At 39.8% G+C, this 24,245-nt stretch carries 20 protein-coding genes; 14 read left to right on the top strand and 6 right to left on the bottom strand.

Annotation, left to right across the window (positions count from 1 at the left end):
* Positions 1 to 190 precede the first annotated feature (190 nt).
* Complete coding sequence (locus tag G322_RS0108060; RefSeq protein WP_022941291.1) at positions 191 to 391, top strand: hypothetical protein; 201 nt, start codon at positions 191 to 193, stop codon at positions 389 to 391.
* Between the two features lie 79 nt (positions 392 to 470).
* Here G322_RS0108060 and G322_RS20220 read toward each other — a convergent pair whose 3' ends face one another.
* Positions 471 to 719 (bottom strand): hypothetical protein, encoded by a 249-nt coding sequence (locus G322_RS20220; RefSeq protein ID WP_022941290.1) that lies wholly within the window; start codon positions 717 to 719, stop codon positions 471 to 473.
* 130 nt (positions 720 to 849) lie between these two features.
* Between G322_RS20220 and G322_RS0108050 the strand changes: the two genes are divergently transcribed.
* The 10 genes from G322_RS0108050 to galU all read left to right on the top strand — a co-directional run bounded on the left by G322_RS0108050 (position 850) and on the right by galU (position 13,765).
* Positions 850 to 2,022: an efflux RND transporter periplasmic adaptor subunit gene (locus G322_RS0108050; protein ID WP_022941289.1), complete on the top strand. Its 1,173-nt coding sequence runs from the start codon at positions 850 to 852 to the stop codon at positions 2,020 to 2,022.
* Position 2,023: 1 nt separating this feature from the next.
* Positions 2,024 to 5,251: an efflux RND transporter permease subunit gene (locus G322_RS20215; protein WP_022941288.1), complete on the top strand. Its 3,228-nt coding sequence runs from the start codon at positions 2,024 to 2,026 to the stop codon at positions 5,249 to 5,251.
* A gap of 151 nt (positions 5,252 to 5,402) precedes the next feature.
* Positions 5,403 to 6,161: an amino acid ABC transporter substrate-binding protein gene (locus tag G322_RS0108040; protein WP_022941287.1), complete on the top strand. Its 759-nt coding sequence runs from the start codon at positions 5,403 to 5,405 to the stop codon at positions 6,159 to 6,161.
* Between the two features lie 34 nt (positions 6,162 to 6,195).
* Positions 6,196 to 6,867 (top strand): amino acid ABC transporter permease, encoded by a 672-nt coding sequence (locus G322_RS0108035; RefSeq protein WP_022941286.1) that lies wholly within the window; start codon positions 6,196 to 6,198, stop codon positions 6,865 to 6,867.
* Between the two features lie 3 nt (positions 6,868 to 6,870).
* The gene (locus G322_RS0108030; protein WP_022941285.1) at positions 6,871 to 7,608 is read left to right on the top strand and encodes an amino acid ABC transporter ATP-binding protein; all 738 of its coding nucleotides are present in this window, start codon (positions 6,871 to 6,873) and stop codon (positions 7,606 to 7,608) included.
* Between the two features lie 132 nt (positions 7,609 to 7,740).
* Positions 7,741 to 10,797, top strand: a complete 3,057-nt coding sequence (ydiJ, locus tag G322_RS0108025) for a D-2-hydroxyglutarate dehydrogenase YdiJ (protein WP_022941284.1) — start codon at positions 7,741 to 7,743, stop codon at positions 10,795 to 10,797.
* Between the two features lie 169 nt (positions 10,798 to 10,966).
* Positions 10,967 to 11,419, top strand: a complete 453-nt coding sequence (locus tag G322_RS0108020; RefSeq protein ID WP_022941283.1) for a hotdog fold thioesterase — start codon at positions 10,967 to 10,969, stop codon at positions 11,417 to 11,419.
* Positions 11,406 to 12,011, top strand: coding sequence for a Uma2 family endonuclease (locus G322_RS0108015; protein ID WP_022941282.1), 606 nt, complete (start codon positions 11,406 to 11,408; stop codon positions 12,009 to 12,011). Before G322_RS0108020 ends, G322_RS0108015 begins: the two co-directional genes overlap by 14 nt.
* A 1-nt stretch (position 12,012) precedes the next feature.
* On the top strand, positions 12,013 to 12,849 hold the full coding sequence (locus G322_RS0108010; protein WP_028866510.1) for a CvfB family protein: 837 nt from the start codon (positions 12,013 to 12,015) through the stop codon (positions 12,847 to 12,849).
* An 85-nt stretch (positions 12,850 to 12,934) separates the two neighbouring features.
* Complete coding sequence (gene galU, locus G322_RS20210; RefSeq protein ID WP_022941280.1) at positions 12,935 to 13,765, top strand: UTP--glucose-1-phosphate uridylyltransferase GalU; 831 nt, start codon at positions 12,935 to 12,937, stop codon at positions 13,763 to 13,765.
* 245 nt (positions 13,766 to 14,010) lie between these two features.
* On the opposite strand, the gene G322_RS0108000 is transcribed toward galU, so the two are convergent.
* From G322_RS0108000 to metG, 3 genes are all read right to left on the bottom strand, one after another.
* Entirely contained in the window at positions 14,011 to 14,307 is a 297-nt protein-coding gene (locus tag G322_RS0108000; protein WP_022941279.1) for a hypothetical protein, read from the bottom strand.
* 52 nt (positions 14,308 to 14,359) lie between these two features.
* Positions 14,360 to 14,611 (bottom strand): hypothetical protein, encoded by a 252-nt coding sequence (locus tag G322_RS0107995; protein ID WP_022941278.1) that lies wholly within the window; start codon positions 14,609 to 14,611, stop codon positions 14,360 to 14,362.
* A gap of 198 nt (positions 14,612 to 14,809) precedes the next feature.
* Positions 14,810 to 16,870 (bottom strand): methionine--tRNA ligase, encoded by a 2,061-nt coding sequence (gene metG, locus G322_RS0107990; protein ID WP_022941277.1) that lies wholly within the window; start codon positions 16,868 to 16,870, stop codon positions 14,810 to 14,812.
* Between the two features lie 161 nt (positions 16,871 to 17,031).
* Between metG and apbC the strand changes: the two genes are divergently transcribed.
* Together apbC and G322_RS0107980 are read left to right on the top strand one after the other, a co-directional pair.
* Positions 17,032 to 18,117, top strand: a complete 1,086-nt coding sequence (gene apbC, locus G322_RS0107985) for an iron-sulfur cluster carrier protein ApbC (protein ID WP_022941276.1) — start codon at positions 17,032 to 17,034, stop codon at positions 18,115 to 18,117.
* Positions 18,117 to 18,368, top strand: a complete 252-nt coding sequence (locus tag G322_RS0107980; protein WP_022941275.1) for a DUF2164 domain-containing protein — start codon at positions 18,117 to 18,119, stop codon at positions 18,366 to 18,368. The genes apbC and G322_RS0107980 overlap by 1 nt, the downstream gene beginning before the upstream one ends.
* 209 nt (positions 18,369 to 18,577) lie before the next feature.
* Here G322_RS0107980 and G322_RS0107975 read toward each other — a convergent pair whose 3' ends face one another.
* Both G322_RS0107975 and G322_RS0107970 read right to left on the bottom strand, forming a co-directional pair.
* On the bottom strand, positions 18,578 to 21,715 hold the full coding sequence (locus G322_RS0107975) for an efflux RND transporter permease subunit (protein WP_022941274.1): 3,138 nt from the start codon (positions 21,713 to 21,715) through the stop codon (positions 18,578 to 18,580).
* Between the two features lie 9 nt (positions 21,716 to 21,724).
* The gene (locus G322_RS0107970) at positions 21,725 to 22,879 is read right to left on the bottom strand and encodes an efflux RND transporter periplasmic adaptor subunit (protein ID WP_022941273.1); all 1,155 of its coding nucleotides are present in this window, start codon (positions 22,877 to 22,879) and stop codon (positions 21,725 to 21,727) included.
* 207 nt (positions 22,880 to 23,086) lie between these two features.
* On the opposite strand from G322_RS0107970, the gene G322_RS0107965 reads away from it, so the two are divergent.
* Positions 23,087 to 23,896 (top strand): substrate-binding periplasmic protein, encoded by an 810-nt coding sequence (locus tag G322_RS0107965; RefSeq protein WP_022941272.1) that lies wholly within the window; start codon positions 23,087 to 23,089, stop codon positions 23,894 to 23,896.
* Positions 23,897 to 24,245 lie beyond the last annotated feature (349 nt).

Below are 24,245 nucleotides of genomic sequence, written 5' to 3'. Positions count from 1 at the left end.
GCTTCAATTTTATGCCTAGTATATCGGCACAATTTGCCTTGCTGACTTTGCATCTTGAAGTATCATGGGTATACATTGAATAACATGACCATTTAATTTTTCAATAATTAGTCGCCATGTTTCCACTCAGTTACAATCCCCTCTTTTATTTACTATGAAAATTAATCCGTATAACTTTTAGGGGGATATGATGAATATTCATATAAATAAATTTGATGTTAAAAAGTTACTTATCTTCCTTAAAAAAACTATTTTTAAATACCATTTTATGATTGCACAGGATAACGTCGAGTGGGTTGTAAAACGAGGTGTTGATTACTTCAATAATTCTAAGTTGTTCGCACTGGCACCACTGAGTTACGTTTGTGCGTTTATCAGCGAGATTTTTTAAAACGTTGGCATCGAAGAGATTAACCAACGCTTACCCACTTCTGTTTTACTGTTGTGCTTAAATCGTTTCTGTCACTAATCTAGACTGACTTTTTTAAAAAGATGCGCTGTGGCGTTGTAAATTCATCAAACAGTGAAATATTACAACTTATTTTTTTAGCGCAAGCACTGAGGCACATTTTAGAAATATGCTGTTTTGACTGTGCCGTTAAGCAACGTATCTCTGCTGCACATATCAAACCACTTTCAAATAACAGTGTGAGTTTTTCTACACTTATTTCAAGTTGAACTAATTCTGCTTGTTGCGCCTTATCTTTTATTATTCTCATATCAACCTCTCCTATTTGATCACTATAGCTTAAATGATAATTACTATCACTTCAAATATATTTATTCTATGACCATTTTGTTACACTGCTTAATTCCTATTTTCTTTGTCATTATCGTTAGGCTATTTAGATGAACAAAAAACAGTTTTTATTACCCTGTATTATTTTAGTGATCAGTGTTGCGGGTTATTGGGGATCATTGCAGTTAAAGGAGCCACCACAAGAAAAGAAGCTCTCTGATAATACCCCTTTGGTCACGGTACAAGTGGTTAAGTTATTACCCGTTGAGTTTTCCGTGGGCTCTTATGGCGTACTAAAAAGTCAATTTGAAACTGATTTAGTGGCACAGGTACATGGTGAAATCACCTACCTTTCCAAACGGTTTGTACGTGGTGGTTTTATTAAAAAAGGGCAGATATTAGCAAAAATAGATGCCAGTGATTATGATGCTGCTTTGATTGATGCACGAGCAAGTGTGGCATCGGCAAAAGCCGCCTTGGTACTTGAAAAAGCACATGCTGATGTGGCAAAAGAGCAGTGGCGGAAAATTAAAGGGTCAAAACCGACCGCACTGAGCTTACGAGAGCCTCAAGTTGCGCAGGAAAAAGCGCGTCTATTATCAAGTCATGCAGGGCTTAAACGTGCGAATCGAAATTTAGAGCGCACTATCATTCGTGCGCCATACGATGCATTAATTCACAGTCGATTAGTCTCACTTGGCTCTTACATGAGTACTGGCACGCCACTGGGTAAAATATTCAGTACTGCGATTGCCGAAGTGCGCCTACCCGTGGCAGACAATGAACTGCAATACCTGATTAATAATGGTCATAAAGCCAAGGTGGTATTAACGGCAACGCTGGCTGGAAAAGAGCAACAGTGGTCAGGTATTGTAGTACGAGATGAAGGGGTCATTGATGCCCGTAGCCACATGAACTATTTGGTTGTACAGATAAAAGACCCCTATCGTTTGAAAAATAAAAACAGTAAAACATTACGCTTTGGCACCTATGTAAGCGCATTAATCAGTGGTAAAAAAAGGGCTGACATGACGGTTATTGCTCGGCATTTAATTACCGACAGTAAGGTTGCCATCGTTAATGAACAAGGGAAATTACATTTTCAAGCCGTTACTGTCGCGCGTATTGTGTCGGGGAACGCTTATATTAGTGCAGGATTAACGGATGGCATGAAAGTGATCACATCTGCACTGGATTATCCCATTGAAGGGATGCCCTTACTCATTAAGCAACAAAAAAAATCTGCTGTAATGGTTGAATCAAGTCGCGTGGTGGAAGAATAGTATGTCGGAGAGAAAAGAAGATCCAAGCTTAGATGTTAGCTTAGATGTTAACAAAGGCATCATTGCTTGGTTTGCACGTAATCCTGTTGCTGCTAATTTACTGATGTTAATTATTATCGTGGGTGGTTTATTAACGGCGAATACAATCCGTAAACAATTTTTTCCACAGGTGGATATTAACTGGATAAAGCTGAGTGCTGTTTACTCTGGCGCCGCCCCGAAAGAGGTGGAAGAGGGGATCACCATCAAAATAGAGCAGGCACTTGAGAGTGTTCAAGGGTTAAGGCGTGTCATTACTAACTCTAACCAGAACTTTATGCAGGGACATATTCGCGTTGAAGATGATTATGATCCTAATTTAGTGTTAGAGGAGATAAAAAACGAGATTGATTCTATTTCAAGTTTTCCCGATGGCATGGAAAATGTAAAAGTTGAGCGCATTAAACTACGCCAAGAGGTGATGTACATTAGCCTGTTTGGTGACCTGACACCAAGGCAGCTAAAAGATCTGGGTAACGATATTCATGACGAAATTAAGATGCTACCCGGCATCAATATCAGTGAATTTTATGGTGGATTAAACTATGAGATCTCCGTTGAAGTGAGCAAAGATAAGCTACGCAAATTTGCTTTGAGTTTTAACGATGTTGCGAATGCCATTCGTGGTTTTTCTCAGAATATGTCTGCAGGGCAGATCCGCGCTGAAAATGGCTTCATTAATTTACGTGTACAAAGTCAAGCGTATATTGGCAGTGAATTTGAAGTTTTGCCTTTGTTAACGCTGGCAGACGGTAGCAAAATATTATTGGGTGATATTGCTGATATTCACGACAGCTTTGAACAGGGCATTCAATATTCTAAGTTTAATGGTAAAAATTCAGTCTCATTTTTCATTGGTGCTGCTAATAATCAAAGCATTACAGATGTTGCCGTTATTGTTGATCGCTACGTCAAGCAAAAGCAATTAACACTGCCCGATGGTATTAATTTAGAGATTTGGGTTGATATGACCTATTACCTGCAAGGTCGATTAGATTTAATGCTCGATAGTATGAAAAGTGGTGCGTTATTAGTGTTTATCTTGTTGGCACTTTTTTTACGTGTGCGCTTAGCATTTTGGGTAATGATGGGGTTGCCTATCTGTTTTCTGGGTACGTTATTAGTGATGCCAAGTGCCATGATTGATGTCACCATTAATGTGATCAGCTTGTTTGCCTTTATTTTGGTCTTGGGGATCGTTGTTGACGATGCCATTGTGATGGGCGAAAGCGCCCATGAAGAGTGTGCAAACAATGATGATGAAAATGATGGCGATGCCAGCAGAGAACTGCATATAAATAACGTCATTCGTGGTGTTAAACGTGTGGCCATGCCCGCAACGTTTGGGGTGTTAACCACCATTGCCGCTTTTTTACCGATCACCCTTGATGACGGGCCAAGCTCTGCATTTGGTAAAGCGATTGGTTTTGTGGTGATCCTCTGTTTAATTTTTTCCTTGATAGAATCAAAATTGATTTTGCCTGCGCATTTAGCGTCCATGAAAGCGCCTAAAAAAGTGAAAAAAGGCTCTAAAAACCCACTGGATTGGTTACGTAATGTGGTTAATTTCCTACAAGGAAAGGTGAATATAGGGTTACAGTTTTGTATCCATCAGCTTTATCTACCGACACTGAAAAAAGCGCTACGTTATCGGTATACGGTGATCGCTCTGTTTATTGCATTGTTAGTTTTGTGCGCGGGTTTATACCAAAGCGGATTGATACGTTATGTTGGACAGCCTAAAATAGCACAAGACTTTCCACGAGTGACCCTTGAAATGAACTTAAATGCATCAGAAAAGGCCACATTAGATGCCGTTTTACTGGTTGAAAAGTCAATTCAACAGGTTGAAAAAAAACTGTTTTCTCAATATGGCCAAGCGATGATTTCTGATACACAAGTACAACTACAAGGGCGATCAAATGCAGAGGTGATGGTGAAACTGGTTGATCCTGAACTGCGCCCGATTGATACCTTTGCGTTAGCTGCGCTCTGGCGTGCAGAATTCCCTAAAATAGCGGGCATGAAAGCGCTAAAAGTGCAAGATAACCTGTTTGGAAGTGGTCGTGACGATGGTGATATTAGCTTTCGTTTACAGGGTAAAGATGCACAACAGTTATTAACCGTTGCGAATAAGCTGGTGGATAAACTGAATGGCTTTCAGGGCGTTTCTGATGTGGCGAACAGTTACGAGTCAAGTACTCGAGAGGTACAGTTTGAGTTAAAACCATTGGCTTATAGCCTTGGTTTAACACTGCGTGAAGTGGCGATGCAAGTGGGGTATAGCTTTTATGGTTTAGAGGTACAACGTCTTCTGCGTAATGGTGAAGAGATCAAAGTGATGTTGCGTTATCCAGAGTCACAACGTAACGCGATTAGCTTAGTGGCTGATACCCTCATTCGTTTACCCGATGGGGTTGAGGTGCCACTTTCTGAAGTCGCTAATATCATGGTCACCGAGGGATTAAATAAAATACGTCGTGAAAATGGGCAGCGTACTATTACGGTGTGGGCATCTGTTGATGCAGACAAAGTAGAGCCGTTTAAACTGGCCAAAGATATCCGTGATAATTATTTGCCTGAGTTACTAAAAGATTATCCACAAGTACAGATGAAATTATCAGGAAAAATTCAAGAGGAGCTAGACAGCGCGAATACACAGCTACGTAATTTTGTGTTAGCGATGTTGATTATCTACAGCTTGTTAGCGATTCCTCTGAAATCCTACGCACAACCTTTGATGATCATGGCGATTATTCCGTTTGGTATTATTGGCTCGGTGGTAGGGCATCTATTATTTGGCTTAGATCTAAGCATGCTCTCTCTGTTTGGTATTATTGCAGCCGCTGGGGTGGTGATAAATGACTCCTTAGTGATGGTGGACTATATTAATATCGCACGGCGCAATGGTGTGAAAATACAGGATGCCGTGGTGCAAGCTGGGCAACGCCGTTTTCGGGCTATATTACTCACCTCACTGACCACCTTTATTGGCTTAATGCCGATTATGATGGAAACCAGTATGCAAGCGCAGATGGTGATTCCGATGGCTGTCTCCCTCGCGTTTGGTGTGCTGTTTGCCACTGTGGTGACACTGCTGCTTATTCCTTGTTTGTATATTATGATTGAAGATATTAAAGCGTTACCTAGCAACATGGGTCATAAGAACAAAAAAAGGATTGAGCAGTGAATGAATCTTTCTTTGCTTTATTTTTAACTAAAATAAAATAAAGCTAAATAACAAATAAATTATTTTCAATAGGGCGCGACAGGTAAATAGATCCTATATACTCTGCGTCGATATTGCTCTCTGTAGCGTCAATTTAACAACAGGAATTATCATGAAAAAAACATTTAAATTATTTATAGCCACCTGTCTTGCATTTTCAACCCTGATGACAGTACCTGCTTTTGCAAAAGAGACGGTCAAAGTCGGTATGTCTGGACGTTATTTCCCCTTTACCTTTTCACAACGTGGTGTATTACAAGGTTTTGAAGTGGATGTTTGGAAGGAAATTGGCAAGCGTGGCGATTATAATGTTGAGTTTGTTACCGCAAACTTCTCGGGCTTATTTGGCATGTTAGAAGCGGGTCATATTGATACTATTGCTAATCAAATTACTATTACCCCTGCGCGTATTGAAAAGTTTGCTTTTACGCTACCCTATGTTGTGGATGGTGCACAGATAGTCGTTAAAAAAGGCCGTGACGATATACAGTCAATTCATGACTTGAAAGGTAAAAAAGTGGCGGTTAATTTAGGCAGTAATTTTGAAGATATATTACGTGCAATATATCCGGAAAATGAGCTGACAATTATCACTTACGATTCTGGATTTGAGCAAGATGTAGTATTAGGACGCACCGATGCCTTTGTCATGGATCGTGTTTCTTCTGTACAGATGATTAAAAAGTCAGGTTTACCGTTGCAACTTGCCGGTCAGCCATTTGAAAAAATAGAAAATGCGATGCCGTTTCTAAATATCCCAAAGCAAGTCAAATTGCGCGATCAGGTTAATCAGATTTTACTGAGTATGCGTAAAGATGGCGTTTTAGTTAAAATATCAGAGAAATGGTTTGGTGCAGATATCACCCAATAACCTACTTTTTGTAAACAACGGATGAGCCATTAGCATGCAAACATCGTTAGATATTCAATACATATTTGAATTGTTCCCTTATCTATTGAAGTATCTGAGTGTCACCATGGGAATGGCAATATGGGGCTTTGTATTAGCCCTTATTTTTTCAGTTACCATTGCCATTATTCGTGTTTTTAAGATAACCGTATTAGCACAACTATGCGCACTTTTTATCTCGTTTTTCCGCGGTACTCCTTTATTAGTACAACTGTTTTTACTTTATTACGGTTTACCTCGCTTTTTCCCTATTTTTGAAGGGTTAGATGCATTTACCGCTGCCGTGATTGGATTGTCGTTGCACTTTTCAGCTTACATGGCAGAGAGTATTCGTGCCGCTATTATGGGTGTTGATAAAAGCCAAATGGAGGCATGCTTAAGTATTGGCATGACACGTTCTCAAGCAATGCGAAGAATCATTTTGCCACAAGCATCAAGAGTAGCAACCCCCTCTTTGATGAACTACTTCATTGATATGATTAAAAGTACCTCGCTGGCTTTTACACTTGGGGTCACTGAGATTATGGCCGTTTCGCAAATGGAAGCTGCTTCAAGCTTTAAATTTTTTGAAAGCTTTTTAGCGGTTGCATTTATTTACTGGGCGGTGGTGGTGTTCTTTACACGTATTCAATATCTGCTTGAGCGTTATTTGAATAGAGCTTATTAAACGATGATTAAAGTAACAAATTTAACCAAAAAATTTGCTGAAAATGCAGTATTAAAGGGGATTGACTTCGAAGTTAGTCTCGGTGAAATAGTGGTGATTATTGGCCCTTCCGGCACCGGGAAGTCAACGTTATTACGCTGCTTAAACTATTTAGAAACGCCTACCTCTGGTTGCATTGAAATAGGGGGGATCAAAGTTGATAGTAGATCAGCAACACGCACTCAGATTAATAAGTTACGTAAACAAAGTAGCTTTGTTTTTCAAAACTACTCTCTGTTTGCTAACAAAACCGCCTTACAAAATGTAGCAGAGGGCCTCATTACAGTGTGGAAGATGCCCAAGCCACAGGCGTTACAGCTTGCTAAAGATAAGCTTATTCAAGTGGGATTAAGGGACAAACTTGATCAATACCCATCACAACTCTCTGGGGGACAGCAACAACGTGTCGGTATTGCACGTGCAATGGTCGCCAAAGGAGAAGTTATTTTGTTTGATGAGCCGACCTCTGCACTTGATCCAGAATGGGTGGATGAAGTATTAGCGGTGATGAAAACACTTGCCAAGCAGCAACAAACCATGATTGTGGTCACTCATGAAATGCAGTTTGCGCGCGAAGTCGCTGACCGAGTTATCTTTATGGAGGGGGGCTATATTGTTGAGCAAGGAACGCCACAGCAGATATTTGAAAACCCGCAACATAAACGTACACAAGCGTTTGTTAAACGTGCTTTAAAGTACTAAAATGACGCGGGAAGCGCCATTAAATGATCATTTCACGCTGTTCTTTTCCCCGCTATCACCCTCTTTTATGTGCTATCATAGGTACTTTTTTATCCCCCTATTTGCAAAATCATGGATTAGAGTGCACGAAAAATGATTCCAATATTAAGCCACAATGAAAATATTAAACAAGACTATTTTGCCTTCTTAAAAGCGTTACTCAATACTAACTACCGCGGTGAAATCGCTAAAAGCTATGCAAGCCGATTAGCGGCTGCCACCGATAACAGTGTTTATCAATGTTTGCCACAAGCGATTATATTTCCTAAATCGACCCAAGATATTGTCGAAATTTGTAAGCTTGCACAACTAACAGAATTTACCGAACTTCGTTTTTCTCCTCGTGGTGGTGGTACGGGCACCAATGGCCAAGCGTTAACTGATGGCATTGTGTTAGATCTGTCTAAGTTCATGAATCAAATTTTAGAGCTTAATGAAAACGAAGGCTGGGTACGTGTACAAACGGGGGTGATTAAAGATCAATTAAACGATTACCTAAAACCTTATGGACTGTTTTTCTCACCCGAACTTTCGACCAGTAACCGTGCAACCATTGGTGGCATGATAAGTAACGATGCGTCGGGTCAAGGCTCGCTTGTTTATGGTAAAACCAGTGATCATGTTTTAGCCCTTAAATCGGTATTAATTAATGGTGAAGTGTTAGACAGTACGCCGATTAATGGTGCAGAGCTCGTGACGCAGAGTGAGCGCGCCGATGCGATTGGTGCTATCTATCGCCAAGTTATTGAAACCTGTGCGTCGAAACAGCAACAGATTGAAGATGGTTTTCCTAAGCTAAACCGCTTTTTAACGGGTTACGACCTTAAGCATGTTTACGATGCCCAAACAGGTAGCGTTGACTTGTCGCGTATTCTTTGTGGCGCAGAAGGTTCGTTGGCGTTTATTACTGAAGCTAAACTACATATTCAAAAAATTCCCACTTACCGCACCCTGTTTAATGTCAAATATGACAACTTTCAATCGGCACTGCAAAACGCGCCTTTCTTAGTCAAGGCCAATGCACTCTCTGTAGAAACGGTTGATTCCACCGTGCTTAATTTAGCCAAGCAAGATATCGTTTGGCACAGTGTGAGTTCGTTGATAACAGATGTGCCAAATAAAGTGATGAACGGTATTAACATCGTTGAGTTTGTTGAAGAAGATGCAACGATCCAAGCTGAAAAAGTGGCTTACTTGACCACTGAATTAGATAAGTTAATCGCCAATGAACAAGGTGGCGTTATTGGTTACCAAATTTGTGATCAACTCAGCGATATCAACAAAATTTATGCTATGCGTAAAAAAGCGGTAGGGCTATTAGGTAAAACCAGTAGCCGTGCTAAACCGATCGCATTTGCTGAAGATACTTGTGTTCCACCTGAAAGTTTAGCCGATTATATTGTTGAATTCCGCCAACTGCTTGATGATAAAGGTCTGCATTACGGCATGTTTGGTCATGTAGATGCAGGCGTTTTACATGTGCGTCCTGCATTGGACTTGTGCGACCCTGCACAAGAAAGTTTGATGCGTGAGATATCTGATCAAGTGGTTGCATTAACCTCAAAATATAAAGGGCTGATGTGGGGAGAGCATGGTAAAGGGTTCCGCAGTGAGTATGGCCCTGAATTTTTTGGTGATGAGTTATTTACAGAACTGCGTAAAATAAAAACGGCATTTGATCCACAAAATCGTGTAAATCCGGGGAAAATATGTACGCCGCTGGATTCAACAGAGCAATTAGTCAGTGTTGATGCGGTAAAGCGGGGGACGTTTGATAGGCAGATTCCCGTTAATGTGCGTGAAAGTTACAGTGAAGCATTGGATTGTAACGGTAACGGTTTATGCTTTAACTACGATACTACCTCACCAATGTGTCCCTCGGTGAAAGTGACTAGCGATCGTGTGCACTCTCCAAAGGGCCGTGCAGGCTTGATGCGTGAATGGCTACGTCAGCTTGCTAATAACGATATTGATGTATTGCAATTAGAAGATGATCTGTTTGCGGGTAAAAATGCCAGTATCTTTACTAAGTTTAAAAATACACTTTCTAAAAGCAAAGGTGAGTATGACTTTTCACATGAAGTGATGGAAGCGATGCAGGGCTGTTTAGCGTGTAAAGCCTGTACTAGCCAATGTCCGATTCAAGTGGATGTCCCAACGTTTAGAGCGCGTTTTATGTTCCTCTATCATGGTCGTTATCTGCGCCCGTTAAAAGACTATTTTGTCGCCTATGTTGAACAATACGCACCCTTGATGGGAAAAATGCCACGTTTTTTCAACTTCTTTATGAAGATGAAAATAACCGCTATTTTGACTGAAAAATTTGTAGGTATGGTGGATATTCCACTGCTTTCATCCCCGACATTAAAATCTGCACTTAAATCCGCCCCTATCAAGAAAGCCATCACCACGTTTGATTTGGCACAACTGCAAGCATTAAATCCGATGGAACGCGAAGGTTATGTATTGATTGTGCAAGACCCTTTTACCACTTTTTATGATGCAGATGTGGTGCGTGATTTAATGTTAACCATTAAAAAACTGGGTTATAAACCTGTTTTACTGCCTTTTAAACCGAATGGTAAACCACAACATATTAAAGGTTTTCTTGATAAGTTTGCCAAAACCACGCAAGGCTCTGCTGACTTTTTAAATCAGATGAGTGAGCTTAATATCCCCATGGTAGGAACCGACCCTGCCATGGTGCTTTGTTATCGCGATGAATATAAACATGCGCTAGGCGATAAACGTGGTCAGTTTACTGTGTTACTGTTTCAAGAGTGGTTACTGCCACGCTTAAAAGGCAATGCGAAAGCGTTAACGGATAAACAGTTCCACCTGTTTGGGCACTGCACCGAAAAAACCGCAGAGCCAACGTCATCAAACGATTGGGCTAAAATATTTAACCATTATGGTGCTAATTTTAATGATGTTGCTGTCGGTTGTTGTGGCATGGCGGGCACGTTTGGTCATGACGCAGGTAAAGTTGAACAGTCTAAAGCAATTTATAGTTTAAGCTGGGAAGCGGAGATCGCCAAGCGCGATCGCAGTGAATGTTTAGCGACTGGTTACTCTTGTCGTAGCCAAGTAAAACGCATTGAGGGGAAAGTATTACAACACCCTGTGCAAGCGTTGCTAACTATTTTATAGAACCATAAAAGTTAAAAAGCGATTTACCACGAAAACACGATGAAAGCGAAAAAGCAATAAGGCTGGAAAGCTGGAAGATAATATCAACGTCTTCGTTCTTTTCTTCGTGTGCTCTGTGTAGCGAAGCGACTTCGTGGTGAAGCTTTAGGCTAAAATAAGGGGAAAGTCTATGTCAATTTGGAAAAAAGAGAGCTCACTAGCGCGTCTTAATTTGATCAGTGAAAATACGATCATCGCGTTATTAGGCATTGAATATACCCAAATTGGTGATGATTTTTTACAAGCAACCATGCCCGTTGATAGCCGTACGCATCAGCCTCATGGCTTGTTACATGGTGGAGCCTCGGTGGTACTGGCTGAAACACTGGGCAGTGTCGCGGGTAATTTAGCGGTATCAAGCGATAAAGTCTGTGTGGGGTTAGAGGTTAATGCTAACCACCTGCGCAGTATGAAAAGTGGCGTGGTCACAGGTACCGCGACTGCAATTCGATTAGGTCGTACGGTACACGTTTGGCAGATAGAGATACACAATGAAAAACAGCAGTTGATCTGCACATCACGTTTAACATTGGCGGTGATTGATCGCCCTAAAGAGACTGGAGTCGCGCATGCCTCCATTTAAAAGAGATGATTTGTTAACCGCTCAACAATATTTAGCATTAGAGCTAACTAGCGATATTAAACATGAATATGTACAGGGTGAGTTAATTGCCATGGCGGGAGCAAGTCCTAACCATGGGCGTATTTCTTCTAATATATCTCGAAAATTAGGCAATCATATCGAAGGCTCGGCTTGTGAAGTCTTTAGTGCCGATATGAAAGTAAGAACTGCATCGGGCAGTTATCGTTATCCTGATGTGCTGGTGGTTTGTGATGAACACTTTATTGACAATGGTTATGTCACCAAAACCCCGACTATCATAGTGGAAGTATTGTCACGCTCAACCCGTAAAACGGATGAACGTGAAAAGGTGCTGGAGTATATTAATATTCCTACCTTGCAGGAATACCTTATTATTGAACAGGATATCGCTGATATTACTGTTTATCGAAGAAACAAAGATTGGCATTGTACGCACTACTTTTTAGGTGATGAGATCACTTTGGATTCAATCAACTTAACGATCCAAGTTGAAGATATCTACCAACGTGTACAAAATGAAGATGTCAGTGACTTTTTAAAACAAAAAGATAAAAAAGAAGATGAGAAATAATATGATAAAAATTGGTACTTATAACGAACTTAAAATCGTCAAGCAAGTTGATTTTGGTCTTTACCTTGATGGCGGTTATGAAGAGGGGGAAATTTTATTACCTCGCCGTTATACCACTGATGAGATGCAGGTTGGGGATACCGTCAATGTATTTTTATACTTCGATTCAGAAGATCGTCTTATTGCGACAACACAGCGTGCTAAAGCTGAAGTGAATAAATTTACTTCACTGAAAGTGGTCGATGTTAACCGTGCGGGTGCTTTCCTTGATTGGGGGTTACCGAAAGACTTGCTTGTTCCTTATAACCAACAAAAAATCCCGATGAAAGAGGGTTACGGTTATGTGGTTTATGTTTATCAAGATGATATCAGTGAGCGCTTAGTGGCTTCATCGAAACTGGATCGATTTTTAGATAATGAGCCTGCAAATTACTCGGTTGGTGACAAGGTTGATATCTTGATTGCCGATAAAACAGATCTTGGTTTTAAAGCGATCATCAATGATAAACATTGGGGGGTATTGTTTGAAAGTGAAGTGTTTGGTGAAATGGGTATTGGTAAACATTGCAAAGGTTATATCAAACAGGTACGTGAAGATGGCAAACTTGATGTTGGCTTAACCAAAGTGGGTTATGCCAAAGTGGATGCGCTAGCGGAACGTATTGTACAAAGTTTGAAACAGAATCAAGGTTTTTTGCCATTACATGATAAAAGTCGCCCAGAGCAGATCGCTAAAATTCTCAAAATGAGTAAAGCGAACTTTAAAAAATCGATTGGTCAACTGTATCGTAAAAAGTTAATTAGCATTGAAAATGATGGCATTCGTATCGTCGAATAAAAAGCCTGAATAAAGTGCATAAAACATAAAAAAGTGATATTTTAGCGTGCATTAACAAATTGAAATTTTTAAAAGTAGGGACTCCATGATTAAAAAATGTTTATTTCCAGCCGCAGGTTACGGCACACGTTTCTTACCCGCAACAAAGTCTATGCCCAAAGAGATGATGCCAATCGTTAACAAACCGCTCATTGAGTTTGGTGTTGATGAAGCACTAGAAGCAGGTATGACAGGTATGTGTATTGTAACGGGTCGTGGTAAACATTCATTAATGGATCACTTTGATATTAACTATGAACTTGAGCATCAGATCAGTGGCACTGCAAAAGAAGAAAAACTAAAAGATATTCGTAGCATCATGGACAATGCACGTTTTACCTTTATTCGCCAACGTGAAATGAAAGGCTTAGGTCATGCCATTTTAACGGGTAAAGAGCTGATTGGTGATGAACCATTTGCGGTGATATTAGCGGATGATATGTGTGTTAAAGATGGCGAGGAAGATGGTGTTTTAAAGCAGATGGTTGCACTTTATAAACAATTCCGTTGCTCAATTGTTGCTGTTGAAGAGGTGCCTGATGAAGAAACCCATAAATACGGTATTATTAAAGGGGAGATGATCAAAGACGATATCTATCGTGTTGATGACATGGTAGAAAAACCAGAGCCAGGTACTGCGCCAAGTAACATGGCTATTATTGGCCGTTATATCTTAACCCCTGATATCTTTGATATTTTAAAGGATACACCACCGGGTAAAGGGGGTGAGATTCAAATTACCGATGCACTACTACAACAAGCTAAAACAGGTTGTGTACTGGCATACAAATTCAAAGGGAAACGTTTTGACTGTGGTAGCGTCCCAGGTTATATCGAAGCGACTAACTTTGTGTATGAGAATATGTATCAAGAGTAGATTTTAAGTATGTGATCTTAATTTTACGCAGGGAAAAGAGATCAGTTATTAGTCTTACTAACGCTTCTCGATTTAAAGCAAAAAGCCCGATTAATTCGGGCTTTTTAATATTTTAACGTTAAGTGATGAACAATACCCTCGCCAATTTTTATTTAAGCTTAAAATAAACTTTTACACCAATATAAATCAAAGACTTACAGGGGGGTGCCAAAATGGGTTGCTTTCCATTTTGGCGAAGGTATTGATTAAATAACCGTTGCGGTGAGCATCAATAAAACAGAGGTTGCGCCAAATATGCCACCGAGTTTTAAACCGAAACGTCTATCGCCACTAATGCTTCTTTGGTAGTCCTCAAATGAGCTAATATTGCCCCATGACATCGCCAGAACACAACCAAGCAGTAGAGCAACATAACCATAAGAAAAAATATAATTACTTGAGGCATCTGCGCCTGAGTACCAGCTACCAAATAAAAAGTGTAAATAGGCGATTGCGAGTAGTGCGCTGAATAAACCAGTGGTTGCTAAAAAATATTTTTTCATTGGAATAAGCCCTTATAGCTAATAAGCGATTATTCTATCAGAAAGGTAATGTTTATTCTTGTTGCTCTGCCTGTTCATTATTATGCTTTACACGATCATCAATTTCTGTTTTGACTAGCTCACGCAATTCATAAAGATCATCAAGGGAAATTTCAGTGATATGAATTGATCCAAAAATACGTTTTTCAATCAAGTCCTCCTCTGCACAGTTAGAGTGCGCGATACCCCGTCTTGGCAGTGAGATTGGTCTACCTAATGATTTATCTTGATTGAGTACTTCTTTTTTACAAAACATACAGCGCATAATAACTCCTTAATATTTATTCAATAATAAAAAAGTGTAGCCCTGAAAATTAAAAGGTGCTTGTTAATAAATCAACAAACACCTTTTTACAGAACATTACCACTAAACCACTGCGTTACACAGAGGACACGAAGAAATAATATTGACTTTAACTTCTTTTGCTTCGTGGTTAATAGTTCGTGATTTTAAGTGTTGACCTTACATAATACGTTGACCTGGCTTAGCACCATCATCAGGATTTAAGATGTGGATCTCTTTACCACCAGGGCCGGCTGCTAATACCATGCCTTCTGATAAACCAAACTTCATTTGACGAGGTTTTAAGTTAGCCACCATGACCGTTAATTTTCCTTGTAGATCTTCAGGGTTGTAAGCTGCTTTTATGCCAGCAAAGACGGTGCGTGTTTCACCGCCTAAATCGAGTGTTAATTTAAGTAATTTATTGGCCTTTGGCACATGCTCCGCTTTTGCAATTAATACCACACGCAAATCTATTTTTGAAAAGGTATCAAAGTCGATTTCAGGTTGAAGAGGCTCTTTATCAAGCTCTGATTTTGATGCTTCAAGTTCAGCAACCGCCGTTGCTTCTTTAGCTGCTTTATCCGCTTCGATACTGTCTTTGGATGCTTCAACCATCGCTGCTACTTTTTTCACATCAATACGTTGGAAAAGCGCTTTAAATTTATTGATTTTATGCCCCGCAAGTGGCGTTTGAATCACTTGCCAATCAAGCGTTTCTGCCAAAAACTCTTCACTGCGCGCCGTTAGTTTTGGCATAACAGGTTTTAGGTAAGTCATTAATACGCGAAACAAGTTAATACCCATTGAGCAGATCTCTTGTACTTCTAATGCTTTACCTTCTACTTTAGCCAGTGACCACGGCGCTTTGTCATCAATATATTTATTCGCAATATCCGCCAATGCCATGATTTCACGAATAGCACGTGCAAATTCACGTTTTTCAAATAACACTGCGATTGACTCACCTGCATCAATAAATTGCTGATATAACTCAGGCTCAGCAACGTTATCTGATAACTGACCTTCATATTTCTTGGCAATGAAACCTGCAGTGCGTGATGCAAGATTGACCAGTTTATTGACCACATCACTGTTGACTCGCTGGGTGAAATCTTCAAGATTAAGGTCTAAATCAGTCACACGTGATGTCAGTTTTGCTGCATAATAATAACGTAAACATTCAGGGTCTAAGTTTTCTAAGTAAGTGCTTGCTTTAATAAAGGTGCCTTTTGATTTAGACATCTTTTCACCGTTCACATTCACATACCCATGTACGTGTACGCCTGTTGGTTTACGGAAACCAGCACCTTCAAGCATCGCAGGCCAAAACAGGCCGTGAAAGTTAATAATGTCTTTACCAATGAAGTGATGAAGCTCTGCCGTGCTGTCTTTTTTCCAGTAATCATCAAAATTTAGATTATCTGTTTTATCACATAGGTTTTTGAAACTGCCCATGTAACCAATCGGGGCATCCATCCACACATAGAAGAATTTACCCGGTGCGTCAGGGATTTCAAAACCAAAGTAAGGGGCGTCACGGGTGATATCCCATGCTTTCAAACCACTTTCAAACCATTCGCTTAACTTATTAGCGACTTCGCTCTGCAACGCGCCAGACTTAGTCCATTTTACTAACATCTCTTGAAATTGAGGTGCATCGAAGAAGAGATTTTCAGTGTCTTTCATGATTGGGGTTGCATCAGAAACCACTGATTTAGGATTGATCATCTCAATCGGGCTGTAGGTTGCGCCACAAGCATCACAGTTATCACCGTATTGGTCTTCTGCTTTACATTTAGGGCAAGTGCCTTTTACAAAACGATCGGCTAAAAACATCTCTTTTTCAGGATCGTATAAGCGAGAAACGACTTTTTTAGTAATATAGCCGTTATCACGTAACGTTAAATAGAGTTGTGAAGAGAGTACTTTGTTCTCTGGCGAATGTGTTGAATGGTAGTTATCAAAACTGATATCAAAACCTGCAAAGTCTTTTTCATGGGAAGCCTGCACATCAGCAATCAGTTGCTCAGGTGTAATTGCTAATTCCTGTGCTTTAAGCATGATGGCTGTACCGTGTGCATCATCAGCACAAACAAAATGGACTGTATTACCACGTAAACGTTGAAAACGTACCCAAATATCTGCCTGAATATGCTCTAGCATGTGCCCTAAATGGATGGGACCATTGGCGTAGGGCAGGGCGCAGGTAACAAGGATTTTACGATTTTTAGTAGCCATTTTATTAGTTATTCCTATTTAGCAGTAACATGTCGCAGTGATATATTTTTAGGGCGTAATTCTACCCAATTCAGCCCTTAAATCCCACTGTTAAATTAAGGATGAAATGATGTTTGTATTTGTTAAAATGAATATCTTCTCTCTATCACTTAAGGATTATTATGTTATTTACCAAAAAGAGTCTTTCTGAAAAGGTTATTACCTTATTAACCACGTTTGATAAAACTGCGGTGATCAAAAAATTAGTAAAAAACAAGCAACTGAGTATTAATGAAAAAAATGCGGTCATTACCCTTAATCTGCCTTTTTATGCACCTCGTTGGCTGGAAAAATTACAAAGTGAGAGCGCATTAAAAATGCAAGCATTGCTTGGGAAAGCACCGGTTTGGCAGGTAAAACATAATGTTTTAGCGATGCAAAGCGAAAGTCAAAAAACATCGCGCGATAAAATTAAAAACATTATTGTGGTGGCCTCAGGAAAAGGTGGGGTCGGTAAATCCACTGTGAGTGTTAATTTAGCCTTAGCATTATCAAAAAATGGTGCAAAAGTTGGCATATTAGATGCTGATATTTATGGCCCCTCAATGCCTACTTTATTAGGTGTAAAAGATGCACAACCAAGCAGTGCCGATGGTAAGTTGATGTTACCCATTGAAGCACATGGGATTGTTTGTAATAGCATCGGTTTTTTAGTCAAAGAGGAAGACGCGATGATCTGGCGCGGACCGATGGCCAGCAAAGCATTGCAACAAGTATTAAATGAAACAGATTGGCCAGAGCTTGATTATTTGATTGTTGATATGCCGCCGGGGACTGGCGATATTCAACTGACTATGTCTCAAAATGTCCCCGTGAGTAGTGCCGTTATTGTCACCACGCCACAAGATGTGGCATTAATTGATGCAAAAAAAGGGGTCACTATGTTTAACAAAGTGGGTGTCCATATATCAGGCATCATTGAAAATATGAGCCTCTTTACTTGTTCAAAGTGTGGTCATGAAGAAGCGATATTTGGCACGGGAGGCGGTGAAAAATTAGCGCAACAGTTTACATTGCCTTTTCTTGGTAAGTTACCACTGCATATTGATTACTGCCAAGACAGTGATCAGGGAAAACCAACCGTCAGTAAAGGGGAGCAAGCCACCTTAGTTGCACCTTATCTTGCGTTAGCAGAAACATTGGTTATTAATTTATATCGCGACTTACAACCTGCAAGTCAACAAATTAATATTATGGAGCTTAACTAATGGCAAAGATAGCATTTTCTACAGATCAAAAACTCAAGATTATCAGTGAGATACAGCGTTACTTTGATAAAGAGTTAGACCAAGAGATTGGCGATTTTGATGCTGAGTTTTTACTCGACTTCTTCAGCGAAAAGGTCGGTGGTGTTTATTATAATCAAGGGCTTAACGACGCGAGACGCTTATTAGATGAGAAGTTGGATACCATTACTGAATCATTTTATGAATTGGAAAAAGTAACGGACTTCGATTAGCTTGTAAAATCATGCAGTGTATTTTTAATGGCTATATTTGAATAAAAAAGCTCAAGAAAAAACAGATTAACCACGAAGACACGAAAGAAAAGGAAGGTAAAAAACCTTTTTAATGTTCTCTGCGTAGCGTGGTTACTTTAAAAAAATCAATAAAAAAGCCCAAGCAAAGTAATCTGCTGGGCTTTTTAAATGTTGTTTAGTGTTTTTGGTTAATTATCATCATCTAATAAAACAGGTTTATCGTTAGGCGCTTTAGCTGCTTCACGCATTTTCTGCATCATCGCATAGAAGACAGGCACTAGAACGGTGGCGAGTATTACTGAAGCGACCATGCCACCTAACACGGCATAACCCAATGATTTACGGCTCTCTGCACCTGCGCCTGTTGCCAGTACCAGTGGAATAACACCTAATACAAAGGAAAGCCCTGTCATCAGTACCGCACGAAAACGCAATCGACCCGCCTCGACGGCGGCTTCTAAAGTAGGCCTCCCTCTTTCACGTAATTCTTTGGCAAACTCCACGATTAAAATGGCACTTTTACTGGCAAGGCCAATTAACAGAACTAAACCAATTTGTGCATAGAGATTCAATTCAACGCCCATAATGTTGAGGTAGATAAATGCACCTAACATGGCTAACGGGACGGACAACATCACCGCAAGAGGAATGGTCCAACTCTCATACTGTGCGACTAAAAATAGGTAAGTAAAGAAAAAGGCCAGTGCAAAAATAAATGGTGCTAAATTACCCGCTTTTAACTCTTGGTATGTTTGTCCTGTCCACTCATAACTGTAGCCAGAAGGCAGTGTATTTGTGGCTCTCTCGACGGCTGCAATTGCCTCACCCGTGCTGTAACCTGCCGCAGGGAAAATATTAATATCAGTTGAGCTAAATAAGTTATATTGCTTAACTGATTCAGGGCCTAGGATAGGGGTTATCTCAACTAAGGTACTCAGTGGTACCATCTCATTATTTTTAGTGCGAACATAGTAGCTATTAATATCTTTTTCGCTATCTCTAAATTCATGATCAGCTTGTACCATGACATTAAACACTTTACCAAAGCGGTTGAAGTCATTGACATAATAACCACCAAGCTGAGTTTGCAGGGTATTAAAAATAACTGACAATGGAATGCCTAAATCTTTGGCTTTTTTACGGTTAATATCCACATACATCTGTGGCACGTTAGATCGAAAGTTGCTGAACGAAAATGCCACTTCAGGCAAACTGTTAAGGTTGAGAATAAATGAGCCCATCACTTGTGATAATTGCTCAGGGCTTCTACCTTGCGTATCTTGCAATACAAAAGAGAGGCCACTGGTTGAGCCTAAACCCGGAATAGAGGGCAGAGCAAAGGCCATCACTTTAGCTGCTGGTAGGGTATTAAATTTCGCTTGTAAACGTGTAATTATCTGCGTTTGATGTAGGCTTTTATCGGTGCGTTCACTCCAATTATCTAATGTGATGATCAATAACCCCCCATTTGAAGCAACAGAGCCGGTCATAACACTGTAGCCACTTACATGAATAACATCTGCAACTCCTGGCTCTTCTCGTGCCATGGTGACTAACTCATCAATTACTTTTTCCGTACGGTTGAGTGATGCACCATCAGGTAGTTGAATATCTACTAGGAATGATTTTTTATCTTCAATGGGAATAAAGCCCGATGGCGTATTAATCGCTAAGACTAGCAACGCTCCCATCATCAGCGCAAAACCAATGCCCACAATCAATAAACGGCGTACTAAAAAACTCACCAGTGCGGTATAACGCATGGTTAATTTATTAAAATATTTATTAAATTGAAAATGGAAACCTTTGGTATGTTTTTTCGGTTTACGTAATACGGTTGCTGCCAATGCAGGGCTTAATGTTAATGCGGTAACAGAGGAGATAAGTACAGAGATACAGATAGTGATGGAAAATTGCGCATACATTTGACCTGTGATACCCGGCATGACAGCCGTGGGTGCAAATACCGCTAATAATACTAAGGTCGTCGCAATAATAGGCCCTGTTACCTCTTTCATCGCTTTTTCTGTGGCTTCAATGGGTGATAAGCCTTCATCTTCCATTAAGCGAGTCACGTTTTCAATCACCACAATGGCATCATCGACCACAATGCCAATGGCGAGTACCAAGGCAAACAGTGAAATAGTATTGATGCTCATGCCAATGGCAAGCATAAACGCAAATGTACCGATCAGAGAAACAGGAATAGCAATGGCTGGGATAAGTGTAGAGCGTACATCTTGTAAAAACAGGTAAACAATAAAAATAACCAAGGCAACTGCAATAAGCAGTGTTTTTACCACCTCTGCAATTGAAGCACTGACCGATTCAGTTGTATCGTAGGCAACAACACTTTCCATATCAGCTGGATAGCTTCTAGATAGTCTTTTCAGATCTTCTTTTATCGCTTCTGCAACCTCTAGTGCATTGGCACCGGGTGATTGAAAAACGGCAATAATTGAAGAGGGTTGTTGATTAAATTTTCCATCTGCATCGTAGCTAGCGGCTCCAAGCTCCAAGCGTGCAACCGCATTTAAATAAACTTTAGAACCATCTGGATTTGCACGAATCATAATTTCAGAAAACTCTTCGGTTGTTTGAAAACGCCCCTTTGTTTGTAAAGTATATTGAAAACTCTGATCTTTTGACGTTGGGGATGCTCCTATGCGACCCGCTGCTACTTGAATATTTTGCTCGCGAATTGCCGCAATAACATCTTCTGTGGTGACCTTTAAGTTGGCCATTTTATTTGGATCAAGCCAGATGCGCATGGCATAATCCATAGCACTGATAATGAACACTTCTGAAACACCCGGTTGACGTGCAAGTGAGTCTTTAATATTAATATTGGCGTAATTATTTAAAAACAGAGAGTCAAAGGTTTCATTCGGTGAATTTAAGTTTGCCACCAACAGCATATTAGGTGATTTTTTCGTTACCGAAACACCCGATTGTTGTACCTCTGGTGGTAATTTCGCCATCACTTTAGTGACACGATTTTGTACATTAACCTGCGCCATATCGGCATCGGTACCGACTTCAAAAGTGATGCTCAGCGAGTAACTGCCATCATTCGCGCTACTTGAAGACATATATAACATATCTTCTACACCATTTACCGAAGACTCTATCGCCTGTGCAACAGTAGATTTGACGGTTTCAGCATTAGCGCCTCGGTAGCTGGTGGTCACACTGACTTGCGGAGGGGCTATTTCAGGAAACTCAGCCACAGACAGAAGGGGAATTGAGATCAAACCAGCCAGTGTTAATATGATTGAGATAACAAAAGCAAACTTGGGGCGATGAATAAAAAATTTACTGATCATAGTATTAACCTACTTTTTATCTGTTGTAGTAAAAGGTTTTTCGGTGCGCTCTGTTGTTTCTACAACAAGCCCCACACGGACTTTTTGTAATCCCTCAACCACTATTTTTTCACCAATCTCTAATCCCTTTAAGACTTCCCAGCGAACATCGTAACGACCACCTAGTGTTACCATGCGTTTTTCAATTTTATTTTCTTCATTTACAACGAGTACAAATCGTCCTTGCTGCTCTTCTTGCACAGATGCTTGTGAGATAAGAAGTACCTCTGTTTCATCAGGTAAAGAGATGGACAAATTAGTATATTGACCGGGTAACAGCAGCTTGTCAGGATTAATAAATATTGCTCTAATCGCTAACGTGCCCGTGCTTTGGTCAATACGGTTATCAATAAAGTCGATTTTGCCAATATGTTTATAATCAATGCTGTCCGTTAGGCTAATGGTAACCGTAAGCGAATCAGTAGCAATATTTGAGCCATTACTAAAGGCATTACGTGATTTTGTTAAGGATTTTTCTGAAATTTGAAAGTTAACCCAAATAGGGTCGAGCTGTACTAAGGTTGCTAATTCTAAATTATTTGCCGTGATTAGATCCCCCGTACTTACTTTGGAACGGCTAATACGGCCTGAAATAGGCGCTATAATTTTAGTGTAAGAAAGATCTAATAAAGCTGTATTAAGCGCAGCTTGCTTAATCGCAACATCTGCCTCCGTTTGATTCATGCTTGCCGTTAGTTCATCAATATCCATTTCTGACATTGCACCTGTTTTACTCAGTTTTTTACCACGTTGCCAGCGGTTAGTCGAAATTTTAAATGCTGATTGCGCATGCTTTAGCGATGCCTTTTGCTGATTAACCGTTGTTTGATAAGGTGTCGCATCAATTTCAAATAATAGATCGCCTTTTTGTATATCATCACCTCCTGTAAAATGACGTTTTAATAAAACACCACCTACTTGTGCGCGAATAGAAACATCTTCGGTCGCTTCTGTACGGCCAATAAAATCTATTTGCGGGCGAAGACTGGTTTTACTGATTGTTTCAATAACAACATGTGGTGCAGGAGGGGCGATTTTAACGACGGTTGAATCATTGCAACCAGAGAGAGCAAGCAATAATAGTGGGAGAAAAATGGTAATGGGGCGTATGAGATATATGTTCATAGAAAACCTTTTTAAAAATAAATTATCTGATTAGATGATAGTTTATTAAACAAGTTCAACGAATGCGAATAAATATTTGTGTTGTGGTGAGAAAAGGGGGGGGGGAATTAGAATTATTTCTATGGCAGTGAGCGTCAGTTTCATTGGTGTAGAATGACAGATGTACTAATATTAGTGTGAACACTTTTACTAAAAAAGGAATTAATTGTGAGAAAAATTCGCGTCGGAACTTTTGTTGTTTTATTAGTTTGTATGGTATTTCCAGCTATTTCTAGTGTCGTATCGATCTGTAGTGATAGTGCGGAATGGCCTCCTTATACTTTTTATCCACGAAATAATGGAAAAATAGATAAATCGATGTTAACAGGAGCTACTTATGATGCTATTGAGTTGATTTTTAAACAAGCAGGAATGAGTATGAAGATGAAGATGATTCCTTGGAAACGGTGTCTTCAGGAAGTTAAGAATTACACAGAGAAAGGTAACTTTGAAATATTTATTGATGGCTCCTCCAATAAAAAAAGGATGAGTCAATATATTAGAACAAACCCATTTTACCAAATGAACCAAGGATTATTTTATAGTACTAAAAAATACCCATCAGGGCCTGATATAAAAAAGGTAACTGATTTGAATAATTTTAAAGTTTGTGGTGTTGCTGGGTACAGTTATGAGCAGTATCAAAAAAAGGGTCTGACTGTAAACATAGATACTGGAACTAAATCATCAGAAGCCCTTCTTAAAAAGCTTAGCGCTGGTCGCTGTGATATATTCCTTAGTTCAATTGAGCCTATTATATGGGGAGGTTTAATTGGACAATTTACTTTGACAGCAGATATAAAATATAGTCTGTTGGACGAGATATCGAAAACAAAATTCTATGCTTGGATATCTAAAGGCTCACCAAGAGCAAATCAATTAGTTGATACTATCAACAAAGGTTTAAAGACGCTTAAAGAAAATGGAGAACTTGAAACGATCTTTAAAACATATTTACCAACAGGAACTGGCTTTTAGCTTGGTATGTTGGGGAGAGGTGGGCACTGAGTTTTTATGGACACTTTCTGACCAGGAATAAATCTTAAAATCTCGACAGCCTTTTTTAATGCCGATCTCATCGAGGCCTAAAAGGGGTTTGAGTATAAAAAAAAGGCTAACGACATTCGCTTTAAAAATGAAACTTTATATCAAAGCACAAAAAGCAACAATTGAGGCTTTGCACCTAGAGAAAACCTCAATTGTGCAACATCAGTTAGTCAATAAAACAATCTTTTTTTTGTTTTTTTGTTAAAAAGTGGTGGCGCTCTGCGAGATCGAACTGAAGGTAGCTACTTCGTTGTTAGTAAATAAAATAACTTTTATTTTT

Origin of the sequence: Psychromonas hadalis ATCC BAA-638, assembly GCF_000420245.1 — a bacterium.
GTDB classification, from domain to species: domain Bacteria; phylum Pseudomonadota; class Gammaproteobacteria; order Enterobacterales; family Psychromonadaceae; genus Psychromonas; species Psychromonas hadalis.
Note: the sequence above shows the minus strand (reverse complement) of the source record. Positions and strands in the feature narration are given on the sequence as shown.